At 59.8% G+C, this 22241-nt stretch carries 17 protein-coding genes and 2 pseudogenes; 8 read left to right on the top strand and 11 right to left on the bottom strand.

Annotated elements, in window-relative coordinates:
- Position 1: 1 nt before the first annotated feature.
- Positions 2-205 (top strand): hypothetical protein, encoded by a 204-nt coding sequence (locus tag BSK43_RS17510; RefSeq protein WP_077469356.1) that lies wholly within the window; start codon positions 2-4, stop codon positions 203-205.
- Positions 206-335: 130 nt separating this feature from the next.
- On the opposite strand, the gene leuA is transcribed toward BSK43_RS17510, so the two are convergent.
- Together leuA and BSK43_RS17500 are read right to left on the bottom strand one after the other, a co-directional pair.
- Complete coding sequence (gene leuA / locus BSK43_RS17505; RefSeq protein ID WP_077469357.1) at positions 336-2042, bottom strand: 2-isopropylmalate synthase; 1707 nt, start codon at positions 2040-2042, stop codon at positions 336-338.
- A 327-nt stretch (positions 2043-2369) separates the two neighbouring features.
- Complete coding sequence (locus tag BSK43_RS17500) at positions 2370-3554, bottom strand: benzoate/H(+) symporter BenE family transporter (protein WP_136687080.1); 1185 nt, start codon at positions 3552-3554, stop codon at positions 2370-2372.
- Between the two features lie 227 nt (positions 3555-3781).
- On the opposite strand from BSK43_RS17500, the gene BSK43_RS17495 reads away from it, so the two are divergent.
- The 3 genes and pseudogenes from BSK43_RS17495 to BSK43_RS17485 all read left to right on the top strand — a co-directional run bounded on the left by BSK43_RS17495 (position 3782) and on the right by BSK43_RS17485 (position 6122).
- Positions 3782-4567 (top strand): DeoR/GlpR family DNA-binding transcription regulator, encoded by a 786-nt coding sequence (locus BSK43_RS17495; protein WP_077469358.1) that lies wholly within the window; start codon positions 3782-3784, stop codon positions 4565-4567.
- Between the two features lie 22 nt (positions 4568-4589).
- A pseudogene (locus BSK43_RS17490) lies at positions 4590-5773 on the top strand (MFS transporter).
- Entirely contained in the window at positions 5739-6122 is a 384-nt protein-coding gene (locus BSK43_RS17485) for a VOC family protein (protein WP_077469359.1), read from the top strand. Before BSK43_RS17490 ends, BSK43_RS17485 begins: the two are co-directional and overlap by 35 nt.
- A 157-nt stretch (positions 6123-6279) precedes the next feature.
- Here BSK43_RS17485 and BSK43_RS17480 read toward each other — a convergent pair whose 3' ends face one another.
- Positions 6280-6855 (bottom strand): TetR/AcrR family transcriptional regulator, encoded by a 576-nt coding sequence (locus BSK43_RS17480; protein ID WP_077469360.1) that lies wholly within the window; start codon positions 6853-6855, stop codon positions 6280-6282.
- A 63-nt stretch (positions 6856-6918) separates the two neighbouring features.
- Between BSK43_RS17480 and BSK43_RS17475 the strand changes: the two genes are divergently transcribed.
- The gene (locus tag BSK43_RS17475; RefSeq protein ID WP_136687078.1) at positions 6919-7623 is read left to right on the top strand and encodes a DUF4336 domain-containing protein; all 705 of its coding nucleotides are present in this window, start codon (positions 6919-6921) and stop codon (positions 7621-7623) included.
- Positions 7624-7742: 119 nt separating this feature from the next.
- Here the strand turns inward: BSK43_RS17475 and BSK43_RS17470 are convergent.
- Positions 7743-8329: pseudogene (locus tag BSK43_RS17470) on the bottom strand (ATP-dependent Clp protease proteolytic subunit).
- A gap of 233 nt (positions 8330-8562) precedes the next feature.
- Here BSK43_RS17470 and BSK43_RS17465 point away from each other — a divergent pair.
- The gene (locus tag BSK43_RS17465) at positions 8563-9369 is read left to right on the top strand and encodes a DUF2076 domain-containing protein (RefSeq protein ID WP_136687076.1); all 807 of its coding nucleotides are present in this window, start codon (positions 8563-8565) and stop codon (positions 9367-9369) included.
- Between the two features lie 59 nt (positions 9370-9428).
- Here the strand turns inward: BSK43_RS17465 and queF are convergent, their stop codons facing one another.
- Entirely contained in the window at positions 9429-9893 is a 465-nt protein-coding gene (gene queF, locus BSK43_RS17460; protein ID WP_077471818.1) for a preQ(1) synthase, read from the bottom strand.
- Between the two features lie 377 nt (positions 9894-10270).
- Between queF and bluB the strand changes: the two genes are divergently transcribed.
- A complete protein-coding gene (gene bluB / locus BSK43_RS17450; protein ID WP_077471917.1) occupies positions 10271-11008 on the top strand; it encodes a 5,6-dimethylbenzimidazole synthase in 738 nt (245 codons plus the stop codon).
- Between the two features lie 39 nt (positions 11009-11047).
- Here the strand turns inward: bluB and BSK43_RS17445 are convergent, their stop codons facing one another.
- The 5 genes from BSK43_RS17445 to BSK43_RS17425 all read right to left on the bottom strand — a co-directional run bounded on the left by BSK43_RS17445 (position 11048) and on the right by BSK43_RS17425 (position 19275).
- Positions 11048-11683 (bottom strand): glyoxalase superfamily protein, encoded by a 636-nt coding sequence (locus tag BSK43_RS17445; RefSeq protein ID WP_077471820.1) that lies wholly within the window; start codon positions 11681-11683, stop codon positions 11048-11050.
- Between the two features lie 120 nt (positions 11684-11803).
- Positions 11804-12517 carry a TIGR02117 family protein gene (locus BSK43_RS17440; protein WP_246662676.1) on the bottom strand — a complete coding sequence of 238 codons (714 nt, stop codon included), beginning with the start codon at positions 12515-12517 and terminating at the stop codon, positions 11804-11806.
- A 136-nt stretch (positions 12518-12653) separates the two neighbouring features.
- A complete protein-coding gene (locus BSK43_RS17435) occupies positions 12654-14843 on the bottom strand; it encodes an anthranilate synthase (protein WP_077471821.1) in 2190 nt (729 codons plus the stop codon).
- Between the two features lie 254 nt (positions 14844-15097).
- Positions 15098-16621 carry an ABC-F family ATP-binding cassette domain-containing protein gene (locus BSK43_RS17430; RefSeq protein ID WP_077471822.1) on the bottom strand — a complete coding sequence of 508 codons (1524 nt, stop codon included), beginning with the start codon at positions 16619-16621 and terminating at the stop codon, positions 15098-15100.
- Positions 16622-17049: 428 nt separating this feature from the next.
- Entirely contained in the window at positions 17050-19275 is a 2226-nt protein-coding gene (locus BSK43_RS17425) for a TonB-dependent hemoglobin/transferrin/lactoferrin family receptor (protein WP_077471823.1), read from the bottom strand.
- A 288-nt stretch (positions 19276-19563) separates the two neighbouring features.
- Between BSK43_RS17425 and BSK43_RS17420 the strand changes: the two genes are divergently transcribed.
- Complete coding sequence (locus tag BSK43_RS17420; RefSeq protein WP_246662625.1) at positions 19564-20370, top strand: extensin family protein; 807 nt, start codon at positions 19564-19566, stop codon at positions 20368-20370.
- A 127-nt stretch (positions 20371-20497) separates the two neighbouring features.
- On the opposite strand, the gene BSK43_RS17415 is transcribed toward BSK43_RS17420, so the two are convergent.
- Positions 20498-22177: a formate--tetrahydrofolate ligase gene (locus tag BSK43_RS17415; protein ID WP_077471825.1), complete on the bottom strand. Its 1680-nt coding sequence runs from the start codon at positions 22175-22177 to the stop codon at positions 20498-20500.
- Between the last annotated feature and the right edge of the window lie 64 nt (positions 22178-22241).

The following is a 22241-nucleotide window of genomic DNA, read 5'->3' as shown; positions in this document are numbered from 1 at the left end:
TATGTCCGACGTTCTGCTGACCATTCCGGAAATCGACAGGCGCATCGCCGTGATAAGGGAAAACCTTCGCGAACTGATCGAACAGGCCACGGCCTTTTCCGGTGCAGCGGACGAAGAGCGCACCTCCGACCGGATCGCCGAGCAAGAGGAAGAGCTTGAGCGACTGACGAAGCAGCGCGACGAGCTTGCCCAGCAAAAATCCTAGGTGCTGTTTCGTTTTGCGCGAAAAGGACTGCGCCACCCACCGCACCATTCCTGCCCGGCAGAACGAAAAATCCCCTCGACGATAGCGAGGGGATCTGATTTCGCCAAACCTCAAAAGCTGAAATCCAGCTTTACTTCGCCTTGATATCGAGCACGCGGTTTGCCGCCGACACGATCGCCTCGAGCGATGCGGCAACGATGTTCGTGTTTATGCCGGCGCCGAACAGCTTGCCGCCTGGATGGGAAATCTCGACATAGGAGATTGCCGCGGCGTTGGAGCCGTGCTGCAGCGAGTGCTCGGAATAGTCCTCGACCGACATGGAAACGCCGAGATAAATCGAGAGGGCGTTGATGAAACCGTCGATCGGACCGTTGCCGCGGCCTTCGATGCGCTTCACCTCGCCATTGTCGGTAATCTCGGCTGCGACGATGCGCTGACCCTTATGCTCGGGATCGGCGAAGGTGTGGTGATCGACGAAGCGGATGCGGGCGCCAGGCTGCGTCACGTAGCGCTCGATAAAGTGCTCGTAGATGCGCTTGGAGGGTAGCTCCTTGCCTTCTTCGTCGGTGATGCGCTGGATCTCTTCGCGATATTCCACCTGCAGATTGCGCGGCAGGTTCAAGCCGTAATCCTGCTGCATGATATAGGCGATACCGCCCTTGCCGGACTGCGAGTTGATGCGGATGATCGCCTCATAGGTGCGACCGACATCCTGCGGGTCGATTGGCAGGTAAGGCACTTCCCAGACGGGATCGTTGGCAACCTTGGCGGCCTTCATGCCCTTGTTGATCGCATCCTGGTGCGAGCCGGAGAAAGCCGTGTAGACCAGTTCGCCGACGTAAGGGTGACGCTCGCCGATCGCCATCTGGTTGGAATATTCGAAGACTTCCTTCATGCGTTCGATGTTGGAGCAATCCAGCTCCGGATCGACACCCTGCGTGAACATGTTCAGCGCCATGGTGACGACATCGACATTGCCGGTGCGCTCGCCATTGCCGAACAGTGTGCCCTCGACGCGGTCGGCGCCGGCCATCAAGGCCAGCTCGGCAGCGGCAATGCCGGTGCCGCGGTCATTATGCGGGTGCAGCGAGATGATCAGGTTTTCGCGATTATCGAGATTACGGCACATCCATTCGATTTGGTCGGCATAGATGTTCGGCGTCGCCATCTCGACTGTCGACGGCAGGTTGATGATCAGCTTGTTGTCAGGTGTCGGCTTCATGACGCCGATGACGGCGTTGCAGATTTCCAGCGCCACATCCAGCTCAGTGCCGGTGAAGCTTTCCGGCGAATATTCGAAACGATAGCCGCCGCCGGCCTTGGCCGCCATGTCGCTGATCATCTTGGCCGCATCGACGGCGATCTGCTTGATGCCCTGCACATCCTTGGCAAACACCACGCGGCGCTGCAATTCGCTGGTGGAATTGTAGAAATGGACGATCGGCTTGTTGGCGCCTTCCAGAGCCTCAAAGGTCCGAGTGATCAATTCCGGGCGGCATTGCACCAGAACCTGCAGCGACACGTCGGCGGGCACATTGCCCTCTTCGATGCACCAGCGGGCAAAATCGAAGTCGGTCTGGGAGGCCGACGGGAAACCAATCTCGATTTCCTTGAAGCCCATATCCAGCAGCAGCTGGAACATGCGGGCCTTGCGATCATGGCCCATCGGATCGACAAGCGCCTGGTTGCCGTCGCGCAGATCGACCGAACACCAAATTGGCGCCTTGGTGATGATCTTGGACGGCCAGGTCCGGTCGGAAATGTTGATCTGGGGATAGGCGCGGTATTTTACCGTCGCTTCGGGCATGCCTTTGGGGGAATGGCTGTTCGCGTCCATGGTCTCGTCTCTTCCTTTCCCGTCATTTTATCCCGCGTCTTAGCCGATCGGATGCGGCTTGGCGATGACAAATGCGGATCCCTTGCGGGTGTGCTGTCGATTTTAGGGTAAGTCGCGAGGAGCGATGGCCAGCGGGCTTTTCGGCCGCCGGGCGTCCTCAAAGGACCCGGCAACCGCGCGTAAGGCCGAGGAGGAGAAGCGAGGTAAGGGCGCGCGTATTGTCACGCAGGGCAATGCGCCCACGTGCAATCTGCTCAGAAATCTTTGCGCCAGTCGTCTTCATGGCCGCGCTTATAGCCGCGCCGCCAAAAAGAAGCAACCCCCTGCTCATTTCTTCAGCGCTCGCACGCCGCGCGACAGCGCCATCATCAATCCGCCGGCAATCAGGCCCCAAAAGGCGCCGGAAACACCGCCGAAGGAAACGCCCGAAGCCGTTACGAGAAAGGTAATGGCGGCGGCTTCCCGCGATTCCGCCGGCTGGAACGCATTGAGTGCCGAATTGGACAGTGCTCCCACAAGCGCCAGGCCGGCGACCGCCTCGATCAGGATTGGCGGCGCCAACGCCACGAAAGCGGTGACGGCACTCGCGAGCAAGCCGAGGATGACATAGCCGGCGCCGGCGATGATCGCCGCCCAATAGCGCCGCTTCGGATCGGGATGCGCATCCTGCCCGGCGCACATTGCGGCGGTGATGGCGGCCAGATTGACGGCATGGCCGCCGAAGGGGACGGCCAGCAGCGAAAACACGCCGGTGACCGCAAATAGCGGGCCAGGCTTGGGATCGTAGTTATGGACCTTGAGCACGGCGATACCAGGAATATTCTGGGACGCCATTGTCACGACAAACAATGGCAGTGCGATCGAGACAAGGCCGGCGACGGTGAAGACCGGCTTCACCAGTTCGACTGTCGGCAGCAGTGAATTCCCCAATGAGGCGAGAGCGCCGTCCGGTATCTTGACGCCGAAAGCCAGCACAAGCGCGAAAGCGGCAAGGGCCGCCGGCACCGCCCAGAGCCGCTTGAAGGAGCCAACGACGATCCAGGCGAGAATGATCGGCAGGCCGAATGCGGGATTGAAGGCGATCGCCTTGACCGGTGCGAAGCAAAGGCCGAGCAGCACGCCCGAAAGCATGGCATTGGCAAGCGGCGCCGGGATCAAGGCCACCGCCCGGCCGAATGGCCGAAACAAGCCGGCGATGACGATCAACAGGCCGCAGATGAAGAAAGCCCCCACTGCCGCCGGAAAGCCGCCGTCGATCGCTCCGGCACTGGCGAGCAAGGCCGCCCCCGGCGTCGACCAGGCGGTACTGATGGGCGATCTGGTAACGGCACTCAGTACGATCGCGCAAAGGCCCATCGCAACGGAAAGCGCCATCAGTCCAGACGCTGCCTGCGCATCGGTCGCGCCGACCACCTGCAGGCCGTGGAAGACGACGGCAAAGGAACTGGCAAAGCCGACAAATGCCGTAAGGCATCCCATAAACAGGCTTTGGATGGAGAAATCTTTGAGCATGGGGCGAGACTCGGACGATAAGACGATTGCGTCGCATGGAGCATTACAAGCTGCGGACGTGCAAGTGCAGTTTCCGGCCAAAATGACTGCTAGAATCGCACAAAGGCTCAATCGGCAAACAGCGCCGACGAGTTGAGATCACTCGCCGATCGCGGCGCCCACATCAATTAACAACAAGTACAAACGCGCACATTGACTCTCCAATTTATGCACGTTAATGCATGATTATGAGCACTTCACTTCCGTTATCCCGCAGGGACGTCATCGAAACACGGCTTGCAGAGGGACAAGAGATCGTCGCCGCATCGCTTGCGGCCGAGTTCAATGTTTCCGAGGATGCCGTGCGCCGCGACCTCAGAGCGCTGGCCGCCGAGGGCAAATGCCGGCGTGTCTATGGCGGCGCGCTTCCTCTTCTTAGCCTCTCGCGACCCATCTCTGCCCGCATCGGGCAGGCGTCCGATCGAAAGCAGGCACTGGCGCGTGCAGCCGTCAGCCTGATCGAACCCGGCGCTTTCGTGTTTCTCGACAGCGGCAGCACCAATCTTGCAATGGTGGACCTGCTGCCGAAGAACAGCGAGCTGACGATATCAACGAACTCCATCGACATCGCGTCTGCCGTCATGAAACGCGGCGATATCCCGCTTATCGTGATCGGCGGCGCGGTCAATGCCATCGTCGGCGGCAGCGTCGATGCGGCCGCAGTGGCAGCCATCGAAAACATGAACATCGATCGTTGCTTCGTGGGCGCCTGTGCAGTCTCGGCGAGAAACGGCATCAGCGTGCATGAACATGCAGACGCGATTTTCAAACGGATGCTCATCAAACGAAGCACCATACGGATCGCCATGGCGACCTCCGAAAAATTTCACGAGCAAGCGCCTCATCGCATCGGCGATGCCGCCGATATCGACTGGCTGATTGTCGAAGACGATCTGCCCGATGATGACGAGGAGGCCGCTATACGCGCTGGTTTTACTCTCATGAAGCCGAGCGCCATCACCACATCATCCTGATCTCGAAAGACGGGGAGTCATCATGCAATCCGCCGATCGGCCGGAAACCCGGCTGGCAACACGACTGGCCTTTCTCATTGCGGGATTCGGTATCGCCTGCTGGGCGCCCCTCGTCCCCTTCGCCAAGACCCGGCTTGGGGTCGATGATGGCGTACTTGGCATATTGCTGCTCTGCCTCGGCCTCGGCTCGGTCGCCGCAATGCTTGCGACCGGCATGCTGAGCGCGCGCTACGGCAGCAAGCCGATCATCATTGCCGGCGGGCTCGGTCTCGCATTCACCTTGCCGATCCTCACCATAGCCAGCACGCCATTCACGCTGGGCATCACCCTCGCCGTGTTTGGCGCTGCTTTGGGATCACTCGACGTTGCGATGAACATCCATGCCGTCGAGGTGGAAAAAGGCGCGGATAGACCTCTGATGTCCGGCTTTCACGCGCTTTTCAGCATCGGCGGCTTTATCGGCTCGCTGCTGGTGACGCTGCTGCTGTCAGTCGATGCCGGCCCTCTCGTCGCAACGCTGCTATCGTCTGCCCTGATGCTGATCGCCCTGATCGTCGCCTGGCCCCGGCTGCTGAGGACCGTCCCATCGGAAGATGCGCCGCTTTTCGCCATTCCCCGCAGCTTCGTTCTGTTGCTTGCCGTGCTTGCCGCCATCACCTTCCTCGTCGAAGGCGCAATTCTCGACTGGAGCGCGCTGCTTCTCACCACGCAAGGTCGGGTCGAAGCGAGCCATGGCGCCTTGGCTACATGCTGTTTGCAATTGCCATGACGATAGGACGCCTGGCTGGCGACAGGATCACGGCAAAGCTCGGAGACAGAGCCATGATGTTGTGGGGCGGGCTCATCGCGGTAGCTGGTTTCCTTGTTCTCCTGTTGAGCCCCATCGCAATCCTCGCCATGAGCGGCTTTCTGCTGATCGGGCTTGGCGCTTCCAACATCGTGCCGGTGCTCTTCCGCAAGGGAGGAACGCAGACCGTCATGCCGGCGGGGCTCGCCGTCGCCGCGATTACCATGTGCGGATATGCCGGCGTACTGATCGGGCCTGCCAGTGTCGGCTTCGTCGCCAATCATATCGGCCTGCCCGGCTCCTTCTGGATGCTCGCCATCCTGCTTTGTGCCGCACCTCTATGTGCCGGGATCGTCACCCGCACGCAGGATAAGGAGGAGACGAATGCGCATCGCTCATACCGCTCTGTGGACACGTGATATCGATGCCGCCGCAGCGTTCTGGATGAAGTATTTCGGAGCGACCGTCGGCGAACCCTATCGCAGCCAGCGCCGCCCCGGCTTCATCTCCCGCTTCGTGCACCTGCCTACCGGCCCCGATCAGATCGAACTGATGACCGGCCCCTGGCTTCCAGTCGACGCACAGGACGAACGTGTCGGCTGGGACCACATCGCCATCTCCCTGGGTGACCAGGCAGCCGTCGATGCACTAGCCGAACGATGCAAGGCGGATGGCTGCCTCAAATCTGGGCCCCGAACGACAGGCGACGGTTTCTACGAGGCGGTCATTGCCATGCCGGACGGAACCCCGGTCGAGATCACCACGTAGAAAGCGCCCCAGACCGCGACACCCTTACCCGATCTTTCGAATTCGCCGCCCTCGGAAACGTTGCAAATCTCCCTAGCGGCGAAAGCTGGCGGCGGTCCATCCCGCCGCCAGCACCTTCCTTCCGGGTAGCCAAAGCTCGGTAATCTGGTCAGGGGAATCAGCGCCGCTCGCCAATGCCCTCGACGACAATGCGGATGAGATGCCTGATCTCGTCCTCGCTAAATCGGCCGCTCGAAAGAGCGGTCAGCATTGCCTGCCCATAAATGCCAAGCAGAACCAGCGACATGAAATTCGGGTCGTCGTCCTTGCGAATGACGCCCTGCTGTTGACCAAGCACCAGAAGGTCCCTGACGAGCCGTTGGAAAGACGGACGGTCAGGCCTCGGCTCAAGCGATGGTCTCTCGGCTGGAGCCAGCGCCAGCTTGGCGAGCGAAGGGTTTGCCAGGCACCAGCCGGCACTGTCGAGAAAGACCCGCTCCAGCAACACGAAGACGTCCTCATTTGCCTCCATCCGGGCACGATAGATTGCGTCACCTGCTTCCACCCGCGCGATGAGCTGCAGGGCGATCTCCTCTTTCGAGCCGAACAGATTATAGACCGTCTTGCGCGTGAGGCCGGCGCGCATCGCGATTTCCTCCACAGAGGTCTCGGCGAAACCGGCCTCGCGAAAGGCCAGCACGGCGGCATCCAGGATGAGTGTTCGTGATCGCTCAGTTCGCTTTGGTATTGCCATTTTTATACTTTAGTGTAAATTTACACTCATGTAAACTTTTTTCGCGTGGGAACGCTTTGAAGAATGGTTGCCACCCTCAAAGAATTCGGCCCCGATATCTGGATCGCCGATGGCCCCATCATCACGGCGGCCGCCGGTTTCCATTACTCGACGCGCATGGCCGTCATCCGATTGTCCAATGGCAGCCTGTTCCTGTGGTCGCCGACGCAAATCTCGGATGCCCTTCGCACAGAGATCGACGCCTTGGGGGATGTAGCTTATCTGATACCACCCAATTCGCTTCACCATGTATTTCTGGGTGACTGGCAGCGCGCCTACCCCAATGCCAAGGTCTACGCCCCGCGCGGTCTGGCGCAGAAGCGCAGGGACATCAGATTCGACGGCAACCTCGATGGAGCCATGGACAGCGATTGGGTCGATAACATCGATCTCGCCGTCATACGCGGCAACCTGATCACGACGGAGATCGTCTTCTTTCATCGCCAAAGCAGAACGGTGCTTTTCACCGACCTTGTCCAGCATTTCCATCCGGGATGGTTCAAGGGCTGGCGGGCATTCGTAGCCCGTCTCGACCTTATGGTCGCCGCGGAGCCGTCCGTGCCTCGAAAGTTTCGCGCCGCATTTACCGATCGCAGTGCTGCGCGCGCATCGATCCGGCAAGTTCTTGAGTGGCCAGCCGAGAAAGTACTGATGGCTCACGGAGATCCCGTCACCGAAAACGGGCAGGCCTTCATTCGCAGCACTTTTCGCTGGCTCACCGGCGGATGATGGCCTCTGAATGCCGGTCACCGGACGATGGAGCAGTGAGGCAAATCATCGCCAACATATGAAAACCCCCGCCTGCCTTCCGGCAAGCGAGGGTTTTCGTTCAAGCAAAATCGGCTAGATCAAATCTCTGCCTGCGAGGTCACGATGCGCGAGACCAGGCCATAAGCCTTGGCTCCTCGGCGGAAAGCCAGTAGTCGCGGTCCGTGTCCTTGGCGATCTTTTCGATCGGCTGACCGGTGGCTTCCGAGAAGATCTTGTTCAGGCGCTCGTTCATCTTGATGATTTCGCGTGCCTGGATCTCGATATCGGACGCCATGCCGCGCGTGCCACCGGACGGTTGGTGCAGCAGGAAGCGCGTGTTCGGCAGGCAAATACGGCGTTCCTTGGGAACCGAGACGTAAATCAGCGCACCGGCGGAAGCGACCCAGCCTGTGCCGATCACCCAAACCTTCGGCTTGATGAACTTGATCATGTCGTGGATGGAATCGCCTGATTCGACGTGGCCGCCGGGCGAGTTCACATAGATGCGAATGTCTTCGTCGCTGGCTGCAGCAAGTGCCACGAGCTGCGAGCAGACCTTCTGGGCCAGTTCCTGCGTGATGCCGCCATAGATGAAGATCGAGCGCGACTTGAAAAGATTCGCCTCCGCGTCCTTGCCCAACGGCTGTTCGTTCTTCTTGTCTTCCTGTTCGTCTTCGTCGTTCATTCGCAAGTCTCCAGCATGATGCGTCGTACACCGCACATAGTGCGACTCAATGCGTAAAACAATGCAGGAAAAAGACAAGGCGGGAATAGCGCCTGACAACATGGCGTTATGGTTGCGGATTACCGAAATGTAACTTGAATGGCTTTGAAAAGCCGAGATTGGATCCTACGTCAGGTCAGCGCGATTGAAGTCGCGCCCCGAATTTACAGCAGCAGATAGCCAAGGAGGCCATCATGTCGCCTGAAGAACGTCAGTTACTCGCTTCTCTCTTCGATCGCGTGCGCACCGCCGGCAGCGCCCAGCGCGACGCCGATGCGGAAACCTTCATCAACCAGTCGGTTCGCGACCAGCCCTATGCGCCATATTTTCTGGCGCAGGCCGTCATCATGCAGGAACAGGGCATGAAGGCCGCAGCCGATCGCATCCAACAACTCGAGGCTCGTGTCCACGAGCTCGAGCAGCAGGGCGCGGATAATCATCAACAAGGCCAGAGCGGCGGTTTCCTCGGCGGAATCGGCTCTCTCTTCGGCGGTGGCCAGCAGCAGCGCGCTCCGGCACCCCAGCCCCAAGCTGGATATCCGCAGCAGCAGGGCCGCCTCTATGAGGACTATGCCCGCAACGCGCCGCAGCCCGGTCCCTGGAGCGGCCAGCCGCAGCAGCAACCATCAGGCCCGTGGAGCCAGCAGGCAGCAGCCCCTCGCCGGCGGCAGCTCCTGCGCGGCGCGCTCGGCACGGCAGCCGGCGTCGCCGGCGGCGTGATGCTGGCGGAATCGCTCTCCAGCCTGTTCAGCCCGCATCTGGGCGGCACTGGCGGCGGTCTCTTCGGCGGAAATTCCGGCAGCGGCCTCTTCGGCGGGGCAGCGGCTAATGCTGCGGAACAGCCCATTCAGGAAACCGTCATCAACAACAACTATTTCGGCAACGACGATAATAGCGATCAGAGCGCGGCCGATTACGCCCAGGATGCTGCCCAAGACGCTCAGGACGACGCCAATGACGATTCGTTCGACAATAGCGACGACGACAGCTCGTTTGCCTGAAATCAGGCAGACATAAGCTCCAGGAAAAAGCCGCCATCTCCGGATGGCGGCTCTTTTGTTCAGCCTCGGCCACGATAGGGCTGCACGCCCTGATCCGGCAGCCAGACGCCCTCCGGCGGTTTGCCCGTCTGCCAGAAGACATCGATCGGGATGCCGCCGCGCGGATACCAATAGGCACCGATGCGCAGCCATTTCGGATCCAGCAGCTCCACCAGGCGCTTGGCGATATAGATCGAGCAATCCTCATGGAATGCGCCGTGATTGCGGAAGGAATGCAGGAAAAGCTTCAGCGACTTCGATTCCACCAGCCATTCGTTTGGCACGTAGTCGATGACGATATGGGCGAAATCCGGCTGGCCCGTCATCGGGCAGAGCGACGTGAATTCCGGCGCGGTGAAGCGCACGACATAATCCGTGCCGGCATGGCCGGCCGGCACTTTTTCGAGAACGGCCGCCTCGGGATTTGCGGCGGTCTCGGTTTGGCTGCCGAGCATCGACAGGCCGGAAACATCGGTGTTGGGCATCTCAGATCTCCTTGACGCGGATACAGCGGGCCTGTTCGCCCTCCGGTTCCACATGAATAGCTATTTCGGCGCTCGCATGGATCGCCCTTGTGGCGTCTTCAAGGCGAATACCGGCCAAGACAGGCTTGCGAACTGGCATAACGCCCCTCGCAATCATTTGGAAGTGGACTTGGGTCGCCACGTCGTCCAGCAAAAACTACAGCGAGACTTTGCAAACCATCGCTTCGCGACAGTGGAAGCCGGTTATGCACTCGTCTGTGAAAAACCGAGCTGTTAGTTTCGCTTGCAATCGCGCGCTAAGCTGTGCTTCAGCCCCGCATGCAAGGGTGGCCGGCATCGGCCGACAAATCGCCGCTCTCTATAAACCATGGTTGAATATGCCCACTCCTGACAATGCCCCTATTGCCGCAACTGCTATCGACGTCCCAGCGGGAGCGCCTGATCATCTGGTTGCGGCCGGCGCTTTTTCGGAAGAGGAGCGCAATGCCGTCTATCGCGCAATCGAGACGCGCCGCGACGTGCGTGATCAATTCAAGTCCGATCCCCTACCCGATGATCTTGTCCGGCGCCTGCTCGAAGCGGCTCATGCTGCCCCCTCGGTCGGCTTCATGCAGCCATGGAACTTCATCCTGATCCGTCAGCCGGAAACACGCGAACGCGTCTGGCATGCATTCCATCAGGCAAATGAGGAAGCCTGCACGATGTTCGCAGGTGATCGCCGCGCCCAATATCAGCGGCTGAAGCTCGAAGGCATCCGCAAGGCGCCGCTCAGCATCTGCATTACCTGCGACACCAAGCGCGGCGGCCCTGTCGTGCTCGGCCGCACCCACAACCCGGCGACCGACGTCTACTCCACAGTCTGCGCCGTGCAGAACCTCTGGCTGGCCGCCCGCGCCGAAGGCGTCGGCGTCGGCTGGGTCAGCATCTTCCACGAAGAGGCCATCAAGACGATTCTTGGCATACCCAAGCACGTCAAGATCGTCGCCTGGCTCTGCGTCGGCTATGTCGACGAACTCTATGACATGCCCGAGCTTGCCGTGAAGGGATGGCGCGACCGCCTGCCGCTTGAGAAGCTCGTCTTCGAGGAAGGCTGGCAGGATTGCGAGGATCTGTGAGGTCCATCGCTCTGCGGCAACCCTCTAGGGATCAAGGCGTTACGATCTGAACGTGACAAACGAGAACACGTTGCCATCCGGGTCGCGCACGTGAAAATCGGTGCCGCCCCACGCCTGTTTGGTCAGCGGTTGCGCGAACTCGACGCCTCTGGCCTTGAACTCCTCGAACAAGCCCTGGACATTCGACACCTCGATCGAAGCCAGAATGAGCGACCCCTCCTTTGCCGCAGCGGCGGCAAAATAGGGCTCATAGACGAGCCGCAAGTGGATCCAGATGCCGTCCCGCGACACCGCCCCATAGAATGGCGGTGCGCCATGCAAGAACTCCGCCACAAAACCGAGCTTTTCCCTGAAGAAGGCCGCACTCGTCGTCACATCCCGCACGAAAAGGATGGGAATGACACTCTTGAAAACCGGCGGTTCGGGTGAAGCCGGTGGCGTCTTCGGCGCACCCGCGGCCACGGCCTTCAACTCGGCCCAACTCTTGTGGCCCGCTTCGACCGCAACGATCTCCTGCGCCAGCGCCAAAGGGAATTTCATCGCCAGGATCTCACGATCCGTCAGGGCGCTGAAACGGTCGAGGACTCGAACTCTCCCGCCAATGGAATAGTCACGATCACGGTGCCAGCGCATCAGCAGCTTGGCTTGTTTGCGATAGGTATCGAGGGTTGGCATGGACAGACTCCTGCTGAGTGATATCAGCGGGCGGGCCTAGCCCTTTCGGCCTCCATGCCGATGTGCCCCACAGGAACGCCGGAAGATTAATTTACAACCCTTGGCAAGTCAAACCGGTGGCTACAGCCCTTTGACGGACGAACGATCTGCGGCGAAACGATCGCGATCATTGTGCAGATCAAGCGATTGCCGCAGCATCCAAGGCAGAGCAGTCCATAGGCCGGTGGTCAATCCTGCCTGCCTCAATGCGGCGGCCGTCCACGTATTGCAGCCCATGAAGGCATTGAAATAACCCCTCGCCTCGAAGAATGCGTCATTCGGGCCGTAATTGCTGCCCGGCAGGGATATCGGCCCTCCATCCCCCTGAACGAGGCTGTCCAGAATGAATTGCTTCAGCCGCTCAAGCCCACCGGCATCGATATTGAGCACGGTCACCGCCGGTGCGTCCTCGGGGATATTACCGGCAAGTTCGGCGTGGATGACGGACCGATCCAAGGTGAAGCTCTTCAGTACCGGACCAGGCTTCAGATCCGCCCATGTCGGTGTCTCGATATAGAAACTGCGGCCTCCCCAGCCGAAGACGAGGTAGCGCAGGTTGGGATTATCGAGATCAAGCCCGGCCGTCCGCAGGAATGCAAAGCGAGCCAAGAGATCGCCATCAACAGGTATGGCGATATCTGTATGGATGGGGTTGCTGAGCATCAGGATGCGATGGGTTTGCTCCGCCAGCACCGGCTCATCGTGCCAGAGCGGACGCGGCACCACGATGCCGAGAGCGGCGATCGCGACGAGCGCCAGCACGGCGATCAGAACGCCCTTGAATGTCCTTGTAATCACTGACCGGAAGCCCCTACCCGACACGAGATGTCTTCAGGTGTTTGTTGGCTCTTTCAAGGCAAAAAACATCCCCATGCACTTTTTCCGAGTGCATGGGGATGCTCTATTTAAATCCACAGCGTCGGAGCTAGGATCAGGCCGCCTTCGTCTTCGCACGGCGAGCCAGATGCGCGACCACGTTCTCGATCATCCGCATGCCGGCATCGCCGCCGAGCGTCATGATCGATTCCGGATGGAACTGCACCGCCGCGATCGGCTCCTTCACATGCTCGATACCCATGATCGTGCCATCTTCGCTTTCGGCCGTGATCATGAAATCGCGCGGCAGTGTCGAGGGATCGGCAAAGATGGAATGGTAGCGGCCGACGGTGACTTCGCGGCCAAGGCCGGAGAAGACAAGACCCGGTTCCAGCACGCGGATGCGCGACGGCTTGCCATGCATCGGCAGTGCGAGATGGCGCAGCTCGCCGCCATAGGCTTCGGCCAGTGCCTGCAGACCCAGGCAGACGCCGAAGATCGGCAGGTTGCGCGCCCGCGCCTTCTTGATCGTCGCCTTGCAGTCGAAATCCTTCGGATTGCCCGGTCCCGGCGATAGAACGACCAGATCGGGATCCAGCCGGTCGAACACCTCCTCCGGCACCGGCGTACGCACGGTCGAAACCGTCGCGCCCGTCTGGCGGAAGTAGTTCGCCAGCGTGTGGACGAAGCTGTCCTCGTGGTCGATCAGCAGGATCTTCACGCCCTTGCCGACGGAGGCAACGTCGCGCTGCTGCTTGCCGGAATTCGCAGCCTTGGCATCACGGATGGCAGACAGCATGGCGGAGGCCTTCAATTCGGTTTCGGCTTCTTCTTCCTCGGGGATCGAGTCGTTGAGCAGCGTTGCGCCTGCCCGCACTTCGGCAATGCCGTCCTTGATGCGCACGGTGCGCAGCGTCAGGCCGGTGTTCATGTCGCCGTTGAAGCCGACCATGCCGATCGCGCCACCATACCATGCACGCGGGCTCTTTTCATGGCTCTCGATGAAGCGCATGGCCCAAAGCTTCGGCGCGCCGGTGACGGTGACGGCCCAGGCGTGGCTGAGGAAACCGTCAAAGGCGTCCATGTCGTCGCGCAGACGGCCCTCGATGTGGTCGACCGTGTGAATGAGGCGCGAATACATCTCGATCTGGCGGCGGCCGATGACCTTGACCGAGCCCGGCTCGCAGACGCGGCTCTTGTCGTTGCGATCGACGTCGGAGCACATGGTCAGCTCGGATTCGTCCTTCTTGGAGTTCAGCAGCTTCAGGATCTGCTCGCTATCGGCGATCGGATCGTCACCGCGCTTGATCGTACCCGAGATCGGGCAGGTCTCGATGCGGCGGCCGGAAACGCGCACGAACATTTCGGGCGATGCGCCCACCAGATATTCCTGATTGCCGAGATTGATGAAGAAAGAATAGGGCGAAGGGTTGATGGCCTTCAACCGCTTGGAAATATCGGAAGGCTTGCTCTCGCAGCGCTCCATGAATTTCTGGCCGGGGACCACTTCGAAGAGATCGCCCTTGCGGAAGCTTTCCTTCGCCTTGACCACCAGCTCGGCATATTCGCCGGGACGATGATCGCTCTTCGGCGGGATCGTATCGGTGTGACGGAAGGGCTCAGCGGCGATCTCGCCGGATTTACCCTCGGTGGAAATGCCATCCTTGGCGAAATCGTAACGGTCGATCCAGGCCTTGGCCGAGTAGTTGTCGACCACCAGGATCTCGTCCGGCAGATACAGCACCATGTCGCGCTGGTCGTCGGGGCGCTTGAGCTTCAGGTTGATGGCGTCGAACTGGAAAGCCAGATCGTAGCCGAAGGCGCCGTAGAAGCCGATGCTGGCATCCGCCTGCGAATAGAACAGCTCCGTCACCGCGCGCAGCACGGTAAACACCGTCGGCATCTTCGAGCGTTCTTCCTCGGTGAAGATCCGGTCCGGCGCCTTCACCGTCAGGTCGAGCCGGCGCGGCGTCGAGGCGCCAAGCGTCAGCTCGGAAACCGTCTTCAGCTTTTCGGCGATGAAGCCGAGAATGACTTCGCCACGCTCGTTATAGGCTTCGATCCAGACATCGCGGCCTGAGCAGGAAAGGCCGAGCGGCGGATCGACGACGGCGGTATCCCAACGGGTATAGCGGCCAGGATATTCGTAGTTCGACGAGAACACCGCACCGCGACGCTCGTCGAGCTTGTCGATATAGGACGAAACCGCATCCGCATAAGGAGTCGGCCGACGTTGTCGGGTGACGGTGATCCCGCCCTTCGTCTCGTAGACTTCCGCACCATCATCCCGAAGGATCGTTACCATTATTCCCACTCCGTTATCGGGCCCGGATGACAGGCGGCCTTTATAACAAAAAAGCCGCCTCGAAATCTCGGGCGGCTCACTCGTGGTCTTTGAACACGATTGGTCGAGGCCGCCTCAGCGAGCCCACCACCAAACTGCAATGTTGTTCAAGGACATGTTCATGGCGGGAATTGTTAGCGTGAGATGACGGGATGCGCAAGCCGCAATCTCGGCGAATGGGCAGAAACGATGTTCCGTCTCTGCCCACCCTTTTGCTAGTCCTGCGTTCGGGCCGCTTCGAAGAACTCTTCCGACCCGTCGACTTCGATCAGTCGTTTCCGGTCGATCAGCCAGAAGCGGTTGCCTATGCTGCGCACGAAGCTGCGATCGTGGGAAACGAGCAGGCAACTTGCCTCGTTCGCCGTCAGTTCGTCTTCCAGAGCCTCCTGGCCATCGATATCCAGATGGTTGGTCGGCTCGTCCAGCAGATAGAAGTTGGGGTTGGTGAGCCTCAGCACCAGCATCGCCAACCGCGCCTTCTGTCCTCCGGAAAGCCTGCCGATGGCACGCCCCTGCATCTCGATGTTCATGCCGGCGCCGGCAAGCAAAGTACGGGCGCGTTGCTCGCCAAGCTCGAACAGCCGTGTGATGACGCCTAACGGCGTATCGTCCTGACCAAGATTGGAGAGGGCCTGATCGCTATAGCCCAGCACCAACGACGGCGTCGGCTTGATTGCTGCGGCATTCGCCGGATCGTCGATGGCCTTGCGGATCATCTCGACAAGCCGGGTCTTGCCGGCGCCGTTGGCGCCGAGCAGGACGATGCGGTCCCCCTGGCAGATCCAGCGTTTGCCGGTCTTGAACAGCAGCGTGCCGTCAGGTGTCTCGACAGAGGCATCGTCGAGCGTCACCAGTATCTTCGCCTGAGTGCCGCGATTGACGAGCTTGATCGCACCGGCCGAACGCTCCTGATAGCTCGGTCGAGCGGCGTCCTCCAGTTTCTCGGCTCTTGCCCTCAGCTGTTTCGTCTTCACGGTCAGCAGATCGCTGCCGGAGTTGACGCCGATATTGTGGAGCTTGGCCGCCTGCTTGCGCAGCTGCTGCGCCGTCTTCATCTCCTTCTGGTAGCGCCGCTCTTCCGAAGCATCGGCCTCGTCCAGCGCCGCCCGCGCCCGGCTATAGGGCAGCGCATAGATCTGCGACTGCTCCTGCCGCAGGAACAGCGTCCGGTTGCTCACAGCATCGAGAAAGGCGCGGTCGTGGCTGGCAATCAGCACGGCGACATCGCGCGGCAGTGCATTCAGCCAGTCCTCCAGCAACGCGATCTTGGCGAGATCGAGATGGTTGGTCGGTTCGTCCAGCATCATGACGTCGGGCTCGGTCACCCAGACGCGGGCAAGCATGGCAAGTCTTTGCCAGCCGCCGCTGAGCTGGGCGAGCGTCCTCTCCCGCATCACCGCGGGCACATCGAGCGAATCGAGAGTGACATCCACGCGCCAGCTCTCGCTTGCGGCCTGCTCCTTCGGCAGGGCGCGGAGAACGGCATCATAGAAGGAGACATCAAGCAGATCGGCGGGTACGTTCTGCTCGACATACCCGACCCGCAGACCGCGCGCGCGCGTCATCTCGCCCGTCGTCGGCTCAAGCCTGCCGGCTATGGTGTTGAGCAGTGAAGTCTTTCCGCGCCCGTTCGCGGCGACGATCCCGATGCGGTCACCGGCATCGACGGTCAGATTGAGATTGGAAAACAACGGCGCACCCAGGGTAACGCCGAAATTGCGGAGATTGATCAGAGTCATGGTCTTTTCCGGTCTTGCTCGAGCATTTCCGAGACACCGCCTGCGGCTCCTTTCGCCGCGCTACGCCGATGTCGCTGGCCATGGACAGGCCAATGCTCGAAAACATGTCATGACGCGGCCACACAGGCATAAATGCACGAAGCCACGCCGCCCAAAGGGCAGACCAGAAGAATGAGTGAGTTACAGCCTCTGATCAGCCCTGCAAACGCATCCGCAGGGCACGAGTCGGACCGAACTGGCGAATATGCCAGACTATCTTGGTCATAAGGTCCTCCTCTCTTTTCTCAACAGGTTTGAAGACTGGGCGCTTCCATTAGCATCGAATGTTGCGATTTACAATTGCGCAAACCTCACGATACCGCCTCATGAGGGCAAAAAAAGAGGCGATGCCGAAGCATCGCCTGAGTTTGCTGCGTCGGTGAGACCGCTTAGAACCTCTGCGTCAGCGTCAGCTTGAAGGTTCTGCCGGGCTCGGAATAGTAGGCCGAAGGCTGTGTGAGACCCGTGGACGCGACGTTAAGCGAGTCGTAGTAGGTCTTATTGAAGATGTTGTAGACACCGGCACGAAGCGACAGCCCCTTTACCTGCTCCGGCTCCCACCAGCCCGTCAGATCGAAGATGCCGTAGCCGGGAGTACGGAAGTTATCGCCCGTCTTCTTCGGTTCGCTCGTCGCGGTGACGAAGGTCAGGTCCGTTCCCCAGATTTCGGTCGCATAGCCGACGGTGAGGGCGGCCTTGGCCGGAGCCACGGAATTGATCCACTCGCCGCTATCCGAGTCCTTGCCGTTGACGTAGGCAAGGGCGCCCTTGATGTGAATGCCGTTGTCAAACCTCTTATGCGCGTTCACTTCGACGCCGAACATGCGGACATTGGCGCGATTGAAGTATTCGGTGATCCCGAGTGGATAGGTACGCGTCGGATCGGGTACAGATGCTGAGTCGATGAAGTTCTTGTATTTGTTGTAGAAGCCGCCGATGTGGCCGCCGAAATCGTCATCGCCAAGATTGGTGCCGATTTCGATGCCGTTGCTGGTCTCCGGCTTCAGGTCGGGGTTGCCGTAGCTGACATAGCCGCCGGGCACGCCGTAATTGACATAGAGCTCGCTGACGTTAGGCGCACGGAAGGCCATGGCCCATTGTGCATAGATCTCGACATTGTCCTGCGGCTGATAGGAGGCGCGTAGCTTCGGCGAGAAGCGGCTGTCGGACTGGCCGGATGGCAGGCCCTGATAGTTGGCGCTGTCGCGGAAAGCAGTCGTGTTCTTCGGCGAGTAATCATACCAGTCGAAGCGAAGGCCAGGTGTCAGAGAGAAATTGCTGGAGCCAAACTCGATCTTGTCGTCGATGAAGGCACCGACACGCTTGCCGTCGACATCGGGCATATCAGACTGATTGGTGTGCAGGAATGCGCAAGTCGCACGCCAACGGGGAAGAGCGCAACTATCTACGCCAGCAGAGTACTGATGTACCTTGTCGAAAGCGGTGTCGAGACCGAATGTAACTTTGTGATGCAGACTACCGGTGTCGAAGGACTTCGACGCGTTACCGTTAAAGCCAATGCTGCGGTCTTCCATTTCGTTGCTGCGCGAGTAGTCGCCGATGACGGAGGTATAGCGATAACCCTCAAGACCTTCTTCGCGCAGGAGGTTCTGCCAATAGAAGACGGCATTGGCCGTATCGAGCAGGGAGTCAGCGCTTTCAGCGTCATATTTGTAGTCGAGCGAAACGCGATTGCGTTCGGTATTGTCGTTCGTATCGTAATTGCCCGGGCGGAGGTTTCCGGTTGGGCTTTGTGAGTGCATCGCATCGATGTCTTTATCTTTATTGTAGTGCTCAGCCGTGACCCCGAAGGTGCCGATATCGGTATATTGGCGGATCTTGAAGAGGCCGCTTCTCTGATTGTAGTCGGCCGGATCCGCCTTGGTGCGCTTGGTCGAGTAGCCGCCGACATCGCCGTTGTTTTGAAGCTCATGACCGCGCGTATAGCCACCTTCGAAAAGAACGGCCGTATTGTCGATGCGCTTGGCAACCGCCGCCGAACCGCCGACACTCCGGTCATCGCCATTGTAGCCGAATTTGAAGACGCCGCCCCATGTCGAGCCGGGCGCGATCAGATCTTCCGGTTCCAGCGTGCGCAATACGAAGGCACCGCCGAGAGCGCCCGAGCCGGCACGGCTGGAATCGGCGCCACGCACGACATCGACGCTCGAAAGCCCGTTGAAATCAAAACTGTTGACGCCGCCATCGGCGCCGCGAGAGACATCAAGCAGAAAGGGGATCTGGATGCCATCGATCGTCGTCAAGACGCGGTCGTCGCCGAGGCCGCGAATGTTGATCCCTCCGGTGGTGCGGTTGAAGCCGACGCCGACTTCAGTGCTGCGACCGAGATCCTCGATGCGGCTGATCTGGTTGTCATCGATGTCCTTTGCCGTCGTCTGGCTGGCGGTCGGAGAATCGGCAAGCACGTCCTTCGTCGCCTTGCCCTTCCCCTTGACCACGATCGGCTTCAGGCTCGTGACACCCTCACTCTTGGCCGTATCGCCAGTCGCCTGATCATTCTGGGTTGCTGTTTGGGCAAAAGACGGCGTCGCCAGCCCAAGAGCCAGAAACGCAGTGCATGCCAAGAGAGCCGAGCGGGAGCGCCGGACAACCATAACCATTCCTTTCGAACTGCTTTACCGGGCTGGCTGGTTGCTGCGTCAAAAGCAGACAAGGGGCTGGCTGGGCTGTTTTTGTTAACAAGGCAGAAATATTCCGCCCTCTTTCTGCCGCATAAAAAACATGAGTATTATTGTCAATATATCAGTCGCCAATAATCATGAATAAAATGATCATGTTTAAAGGCAAAGACAAAAAGTTGCTGAATTGCAACGAAATGGTCGGCTCAAGCGTTCTATCGGCATCATCATTAGAATTGGCTGAATTACTTGATGCTGTTTAGAATGATTTCACTAATCTCTACTGTTGTCGTGCTCACGGCCGCTGCACTTCCGCAAACCGGGCCAATACCAGAGCAAAAGCCGGACAAGGCACAGACACAGCCAGCCGATGCTCCACCGATTCCGGCGGAGAAGCCTGTAATACCCGAGGAAAAACCAGTCGCTCCCTCCGAGAAGCCGCCGACTGCGACGGATGAGCCGGCGCCGGATCAGACGCAGGCTCCGCCCGCCCCGCCGCTGACGATCGCCTCGGAATCAAGCGAAGAGCATGAGACATGCCTCAAGGATCTCACAGCCATGGGCGCAACCTTCAAAGAGATTCCCCGCATCGATGATGGCAATGGCTGCGGCATCGACAAACCGATTGCGCTGTCCTCACCGCTGCCGGGCATAGCATTCAAGCCCGAAGGCAAGATGCGGTGCGAGGCGGCGCTGGCGCTGGCCCAATGGATGAAGGAAAGTGTGATCCCTTCGGCTGCGGCGCTGGAGAACGGCAAGATCGTCACAATCAACCAGGCCTCGACCTATATTTGCCGCCTGCGCAACAATGCTTCCACCGGCAAGATCTCTGAGCACGCCCGCGGCAATGCCATCGATGTCGCGAGCTTCACCTTCGAAAACGGCAAGACCATCGGCATCGAGCCCCGGCGCGAGGATCCGACCCTGACCGGCGCATTCCAGCGCGCCACGAGCGCCTCGGCCTGCCTCTATTTCACGACCGTGCTCGATCCGGAAAGCGATGCCGCCCACGAAACGCATTTCCATCTCGATGTAATCGAGAGGAACGGCGGCTTCCGGTACTGCCACTAAAGCAATTCCAGGAAAAGTGCGCAGCGGTTTTCCGTCCGGAATTGCGTGAGAACAAAGAGATAGAGCGGTTCAGAGATTCCGTGAAAAGCTGAACCGCTCCAGCAGGCAGTTCCACCAGAATCAGAACTTAAAACAATCCCTCGATGTAGCCCTGATCATTGAGGAAAATTCGCTCCGCCGCCGGTGACTTCGGCAGACCGGGCATGGTCATGATCTCGCCGGTGATGACGACAACGAAGCCGGCACCTGCCGAGAGCCGAACCTCGCGAACCTGGACCACATGCCCCTCGGGCGCACCGCGAACGTTTGGATCGGTCGAGAACGAATATTGGGTCTTGGCCATGCAAACGGGCAGATGCCCGTAGCCCTGATCTTCCCATGAGCGCAGCTGGTCGCGCACGGCCTTATCAGCCGTAACCTCGCCCGCATGATAGATCTTGGAGGCGACGATCTCGATCTTTTCCAGCAGGGAAAGATTGTCGGGATAAAGCGGCTGGAATTTCGCCTGACCGGATTCGGCAAGCTCCACCACCTTATGCGCGAGGTCTTCGATCCCGGCCGAGCCTTCGGCCCAGTGGCGGCAGAGGATCGCCTCGGCACCAAGCCTTGCGACATAGTCCTTCAATGCCGCGACCTCGGCTTCCGTATCCGAGACGAAATGATTGATGGCTACGACAACAGGCACACCGAACTTGCGGACATTGGCAACATGACGGCCAAGATTGGCGCAGCCTTTTACCAGCGCCTCGACATTCTCCTTGCCGAGATCGTCCTTCTTGATGCCGCCGTTCATCTTCAGTGCGCGCACCGTCGCAACGATGACGGCCGCGTCCGGCGAGAGGCCGGCCTTCCGGCACTTGATATCAAAAAACTTCTCAGCGCCCAGATCGGCGCCAAAGCCGGCTTCGGTCACGACGTAATCGGCAAGTTTCAGCGCCGTGCGCGTGGCAATCACCGAATTGCAGCCATGGGCGATATTGGCAAAGGGGCCGCCATGTACCAATGCCGGATTGTTTTCCAGCGTCTGCACGAGGTTCGGCTGCATCGCATCTTTCAGCAGCACCGCCATGGCGCCATCAGCCTTCAGATCGCGGGCATAAACGGGCGTGCGGTCGCGGCGATAGCCGATGATGATGTTGCCGAGCCGCTTTTCCAGATCCTTAAGGTCGGATGCGAGACATAGGATCGCCATGACCTCGGATGCAACCGTGATGTCGAAGCCGCCTTCGCGCGGAAAACCATTGGCAACGCCGCCAAGGGAGGCGACGATATCGCGCAATGCCCGGTCGTTCATGTCCATCGCGCGGCGCCAGGTGATGCGGCGGATATCGATGTTCTGCTCGTTGCCCCAGTAGATGTGGTTGTCGATCAGCGCCGCAAGCAGATTATGGGCCGAGGTGACGGCGTGGAAATCGCCGGTAAAATGCAGGTTGATATCTTCCATCGGCACGACCTGCGCATATCCGCCGCCGGCCGCCCCACCCTTGACCCCGAAGCAGGGACCAAGCGAAGCCTCGCGCACGCAGACCACAGCCTTCTTGCCGATGCGGTTCAAGCCGTCGCCGAGGCCGACTGTCGTGGTGGTCTTCCCCTCGCCCGCGGGCGTCGGATTGATCGCCGTCACCAGGATCAGCTTGCCATCCCTCTTGCCGGACTGCGCGGTGATGAAGCTCGCGCTGATCTTCGCCTTGTCATAGCCATAGGGAGCAAGATCTTCCGCCGGAATGCCGAGCTTGGCGCCGATCTCGATGATCGGCAGCTTCTTTGCGGCTCGAGCAATTTCTATGTCGGATGCCACCGTTGCCATAAGACCTATCCCCAACATGCAGTCATTTCCCTGTCGGGATAACCCAATACGTATCCAGTGTGAA

Origin of the sequence: Rhizobium sp. P44RR-XXIV (assembly GCF_001999485.2) — a bacterium.
Taxonomy (GTDB): domain Bacteria; phylum Pseudomonadota; class Alphaproteobacteria; order Rhizobiales; family Rhizobiaceae; genus Rhizobium.
Note: the sequence above shows the minus strand (reverse complement) of the source record. Positions and strands in the feature narration are given on the sequence as shown.

Excerpts from the sequence above, each read along its gene's own strand:
- BSK43_RS17510 (WP_077469356.1), top strand. The coding sequence starts at position 2 with ATGTCCGACGTTCTGCTGACCATTCCGGAAATCGACAGGCGCATCGCC.
- leuA (WP_077469357.1), bottom strand. The coding sequence starts at position 2,042 with ATGGACGCGAACAGCCATTCCCCCAAAGGCATGCCCGAAGCGACGGTA.
- BSK43_RS17500 (WP_136687080.1), bottom strand. The coding sequence starts at position 3,554 with ATGCTCAAAGATTTCTCCATCCAAAGCCTGTTTATGGGATGCCTTACG.
- BSK43_RS17495 (WP_077469358.1), top strand. The coding sequence starts at position 3,782 with ATGAGCACTTCACTTCCGTTATCCCGCAGGGACGTCATCGAAACACGG.
- BSK43_RS17485 (WP_077469359.1), top strand. The coding sequence starts at position 5,739 with ATGCGCATCGCTCATACCGCTCTGTGGACACGTGATATCGATGCCGCC.
- BSK43_RS17480 (WP_077469360.1), bottom strand. The coding sequence starts at position 6,855 with ATGGCAATACCAAAGCGAACTGAGCGATCACGAACACTCATCCTGGAT.
- BSK43_RS17475 (WP_136687078.1), top strand. The coding sequence starts at position 6,919 with ATGGTTGCCACCCTCAAAGAATTCGGCCCCGATATCTGGATCGCCGAT.
- BSK43_RS17465 (WP_136687076.1), top strand. The coding sequence starts at position 8,563 with ATGTCGCCTGAAGAACGTCAGTTACTCGCTTCTCTCTTCGATCGCGTG.
- queF (WP_077471818.1), bottom strand. The coding sequence starts at position 9,893 with ATGCCCAACACCGATGTTTCCGGCCTGTCGATGCTCGGCAGCCAAACC.
- bluB (WP_077471917.1), top strand. The coding sequence starts at position 10,271 with ATGCCCACTCCTGACAATGCCCCTATTGCCGCAACTGCTATCGACGTC.
- BSK43_RS17445 (WP_077471820.1), bottom strand. The coding sequence starts at position 11,683 with ATGCCAACCCTCGATACCTATCGCAAACAAGCCAAGCTGCTGATGCGC.
- BSK43_RS17435 (WP_077471821.1), bottom strand. The coding sequence starts at position 14,843 with ATGGTAACGATCCTTCGGGATGATGGTGCGGAAGTCTACGAGACGAAG.
- BSK43_RS17430 (WP_077471822.1), bottom strand. The coding sequence starts at position 16,621 with ATGACTCTGATCAATCTCCGCAATTTCGGCGTTACCCTGGGTGCGCCG.
- BSK43_RS17425 (WP_077471823.1), bottom strand. The coding sequence starts at position 19,275 with ATGGTTGTCCGGCGCTCCCGCTCGGCTCTCTTGGCATGCACTGCGTTT.
- BSK43_RS17420 (WP_246662625.1), top strand. The coding sequence starts at position 19,564 with ATGATTTCACTAATCTCTACTGTTGTCGTGCTCACGGCCGCTGCACTT.
- BSK43_RS17415 (WP_077471825.1), bottom strand. The coding sequence starts at position 22,177 with ATGGCAACGGTGGCATCCGACATAGAAATTGCTCGAGCCGCAAAGAAG.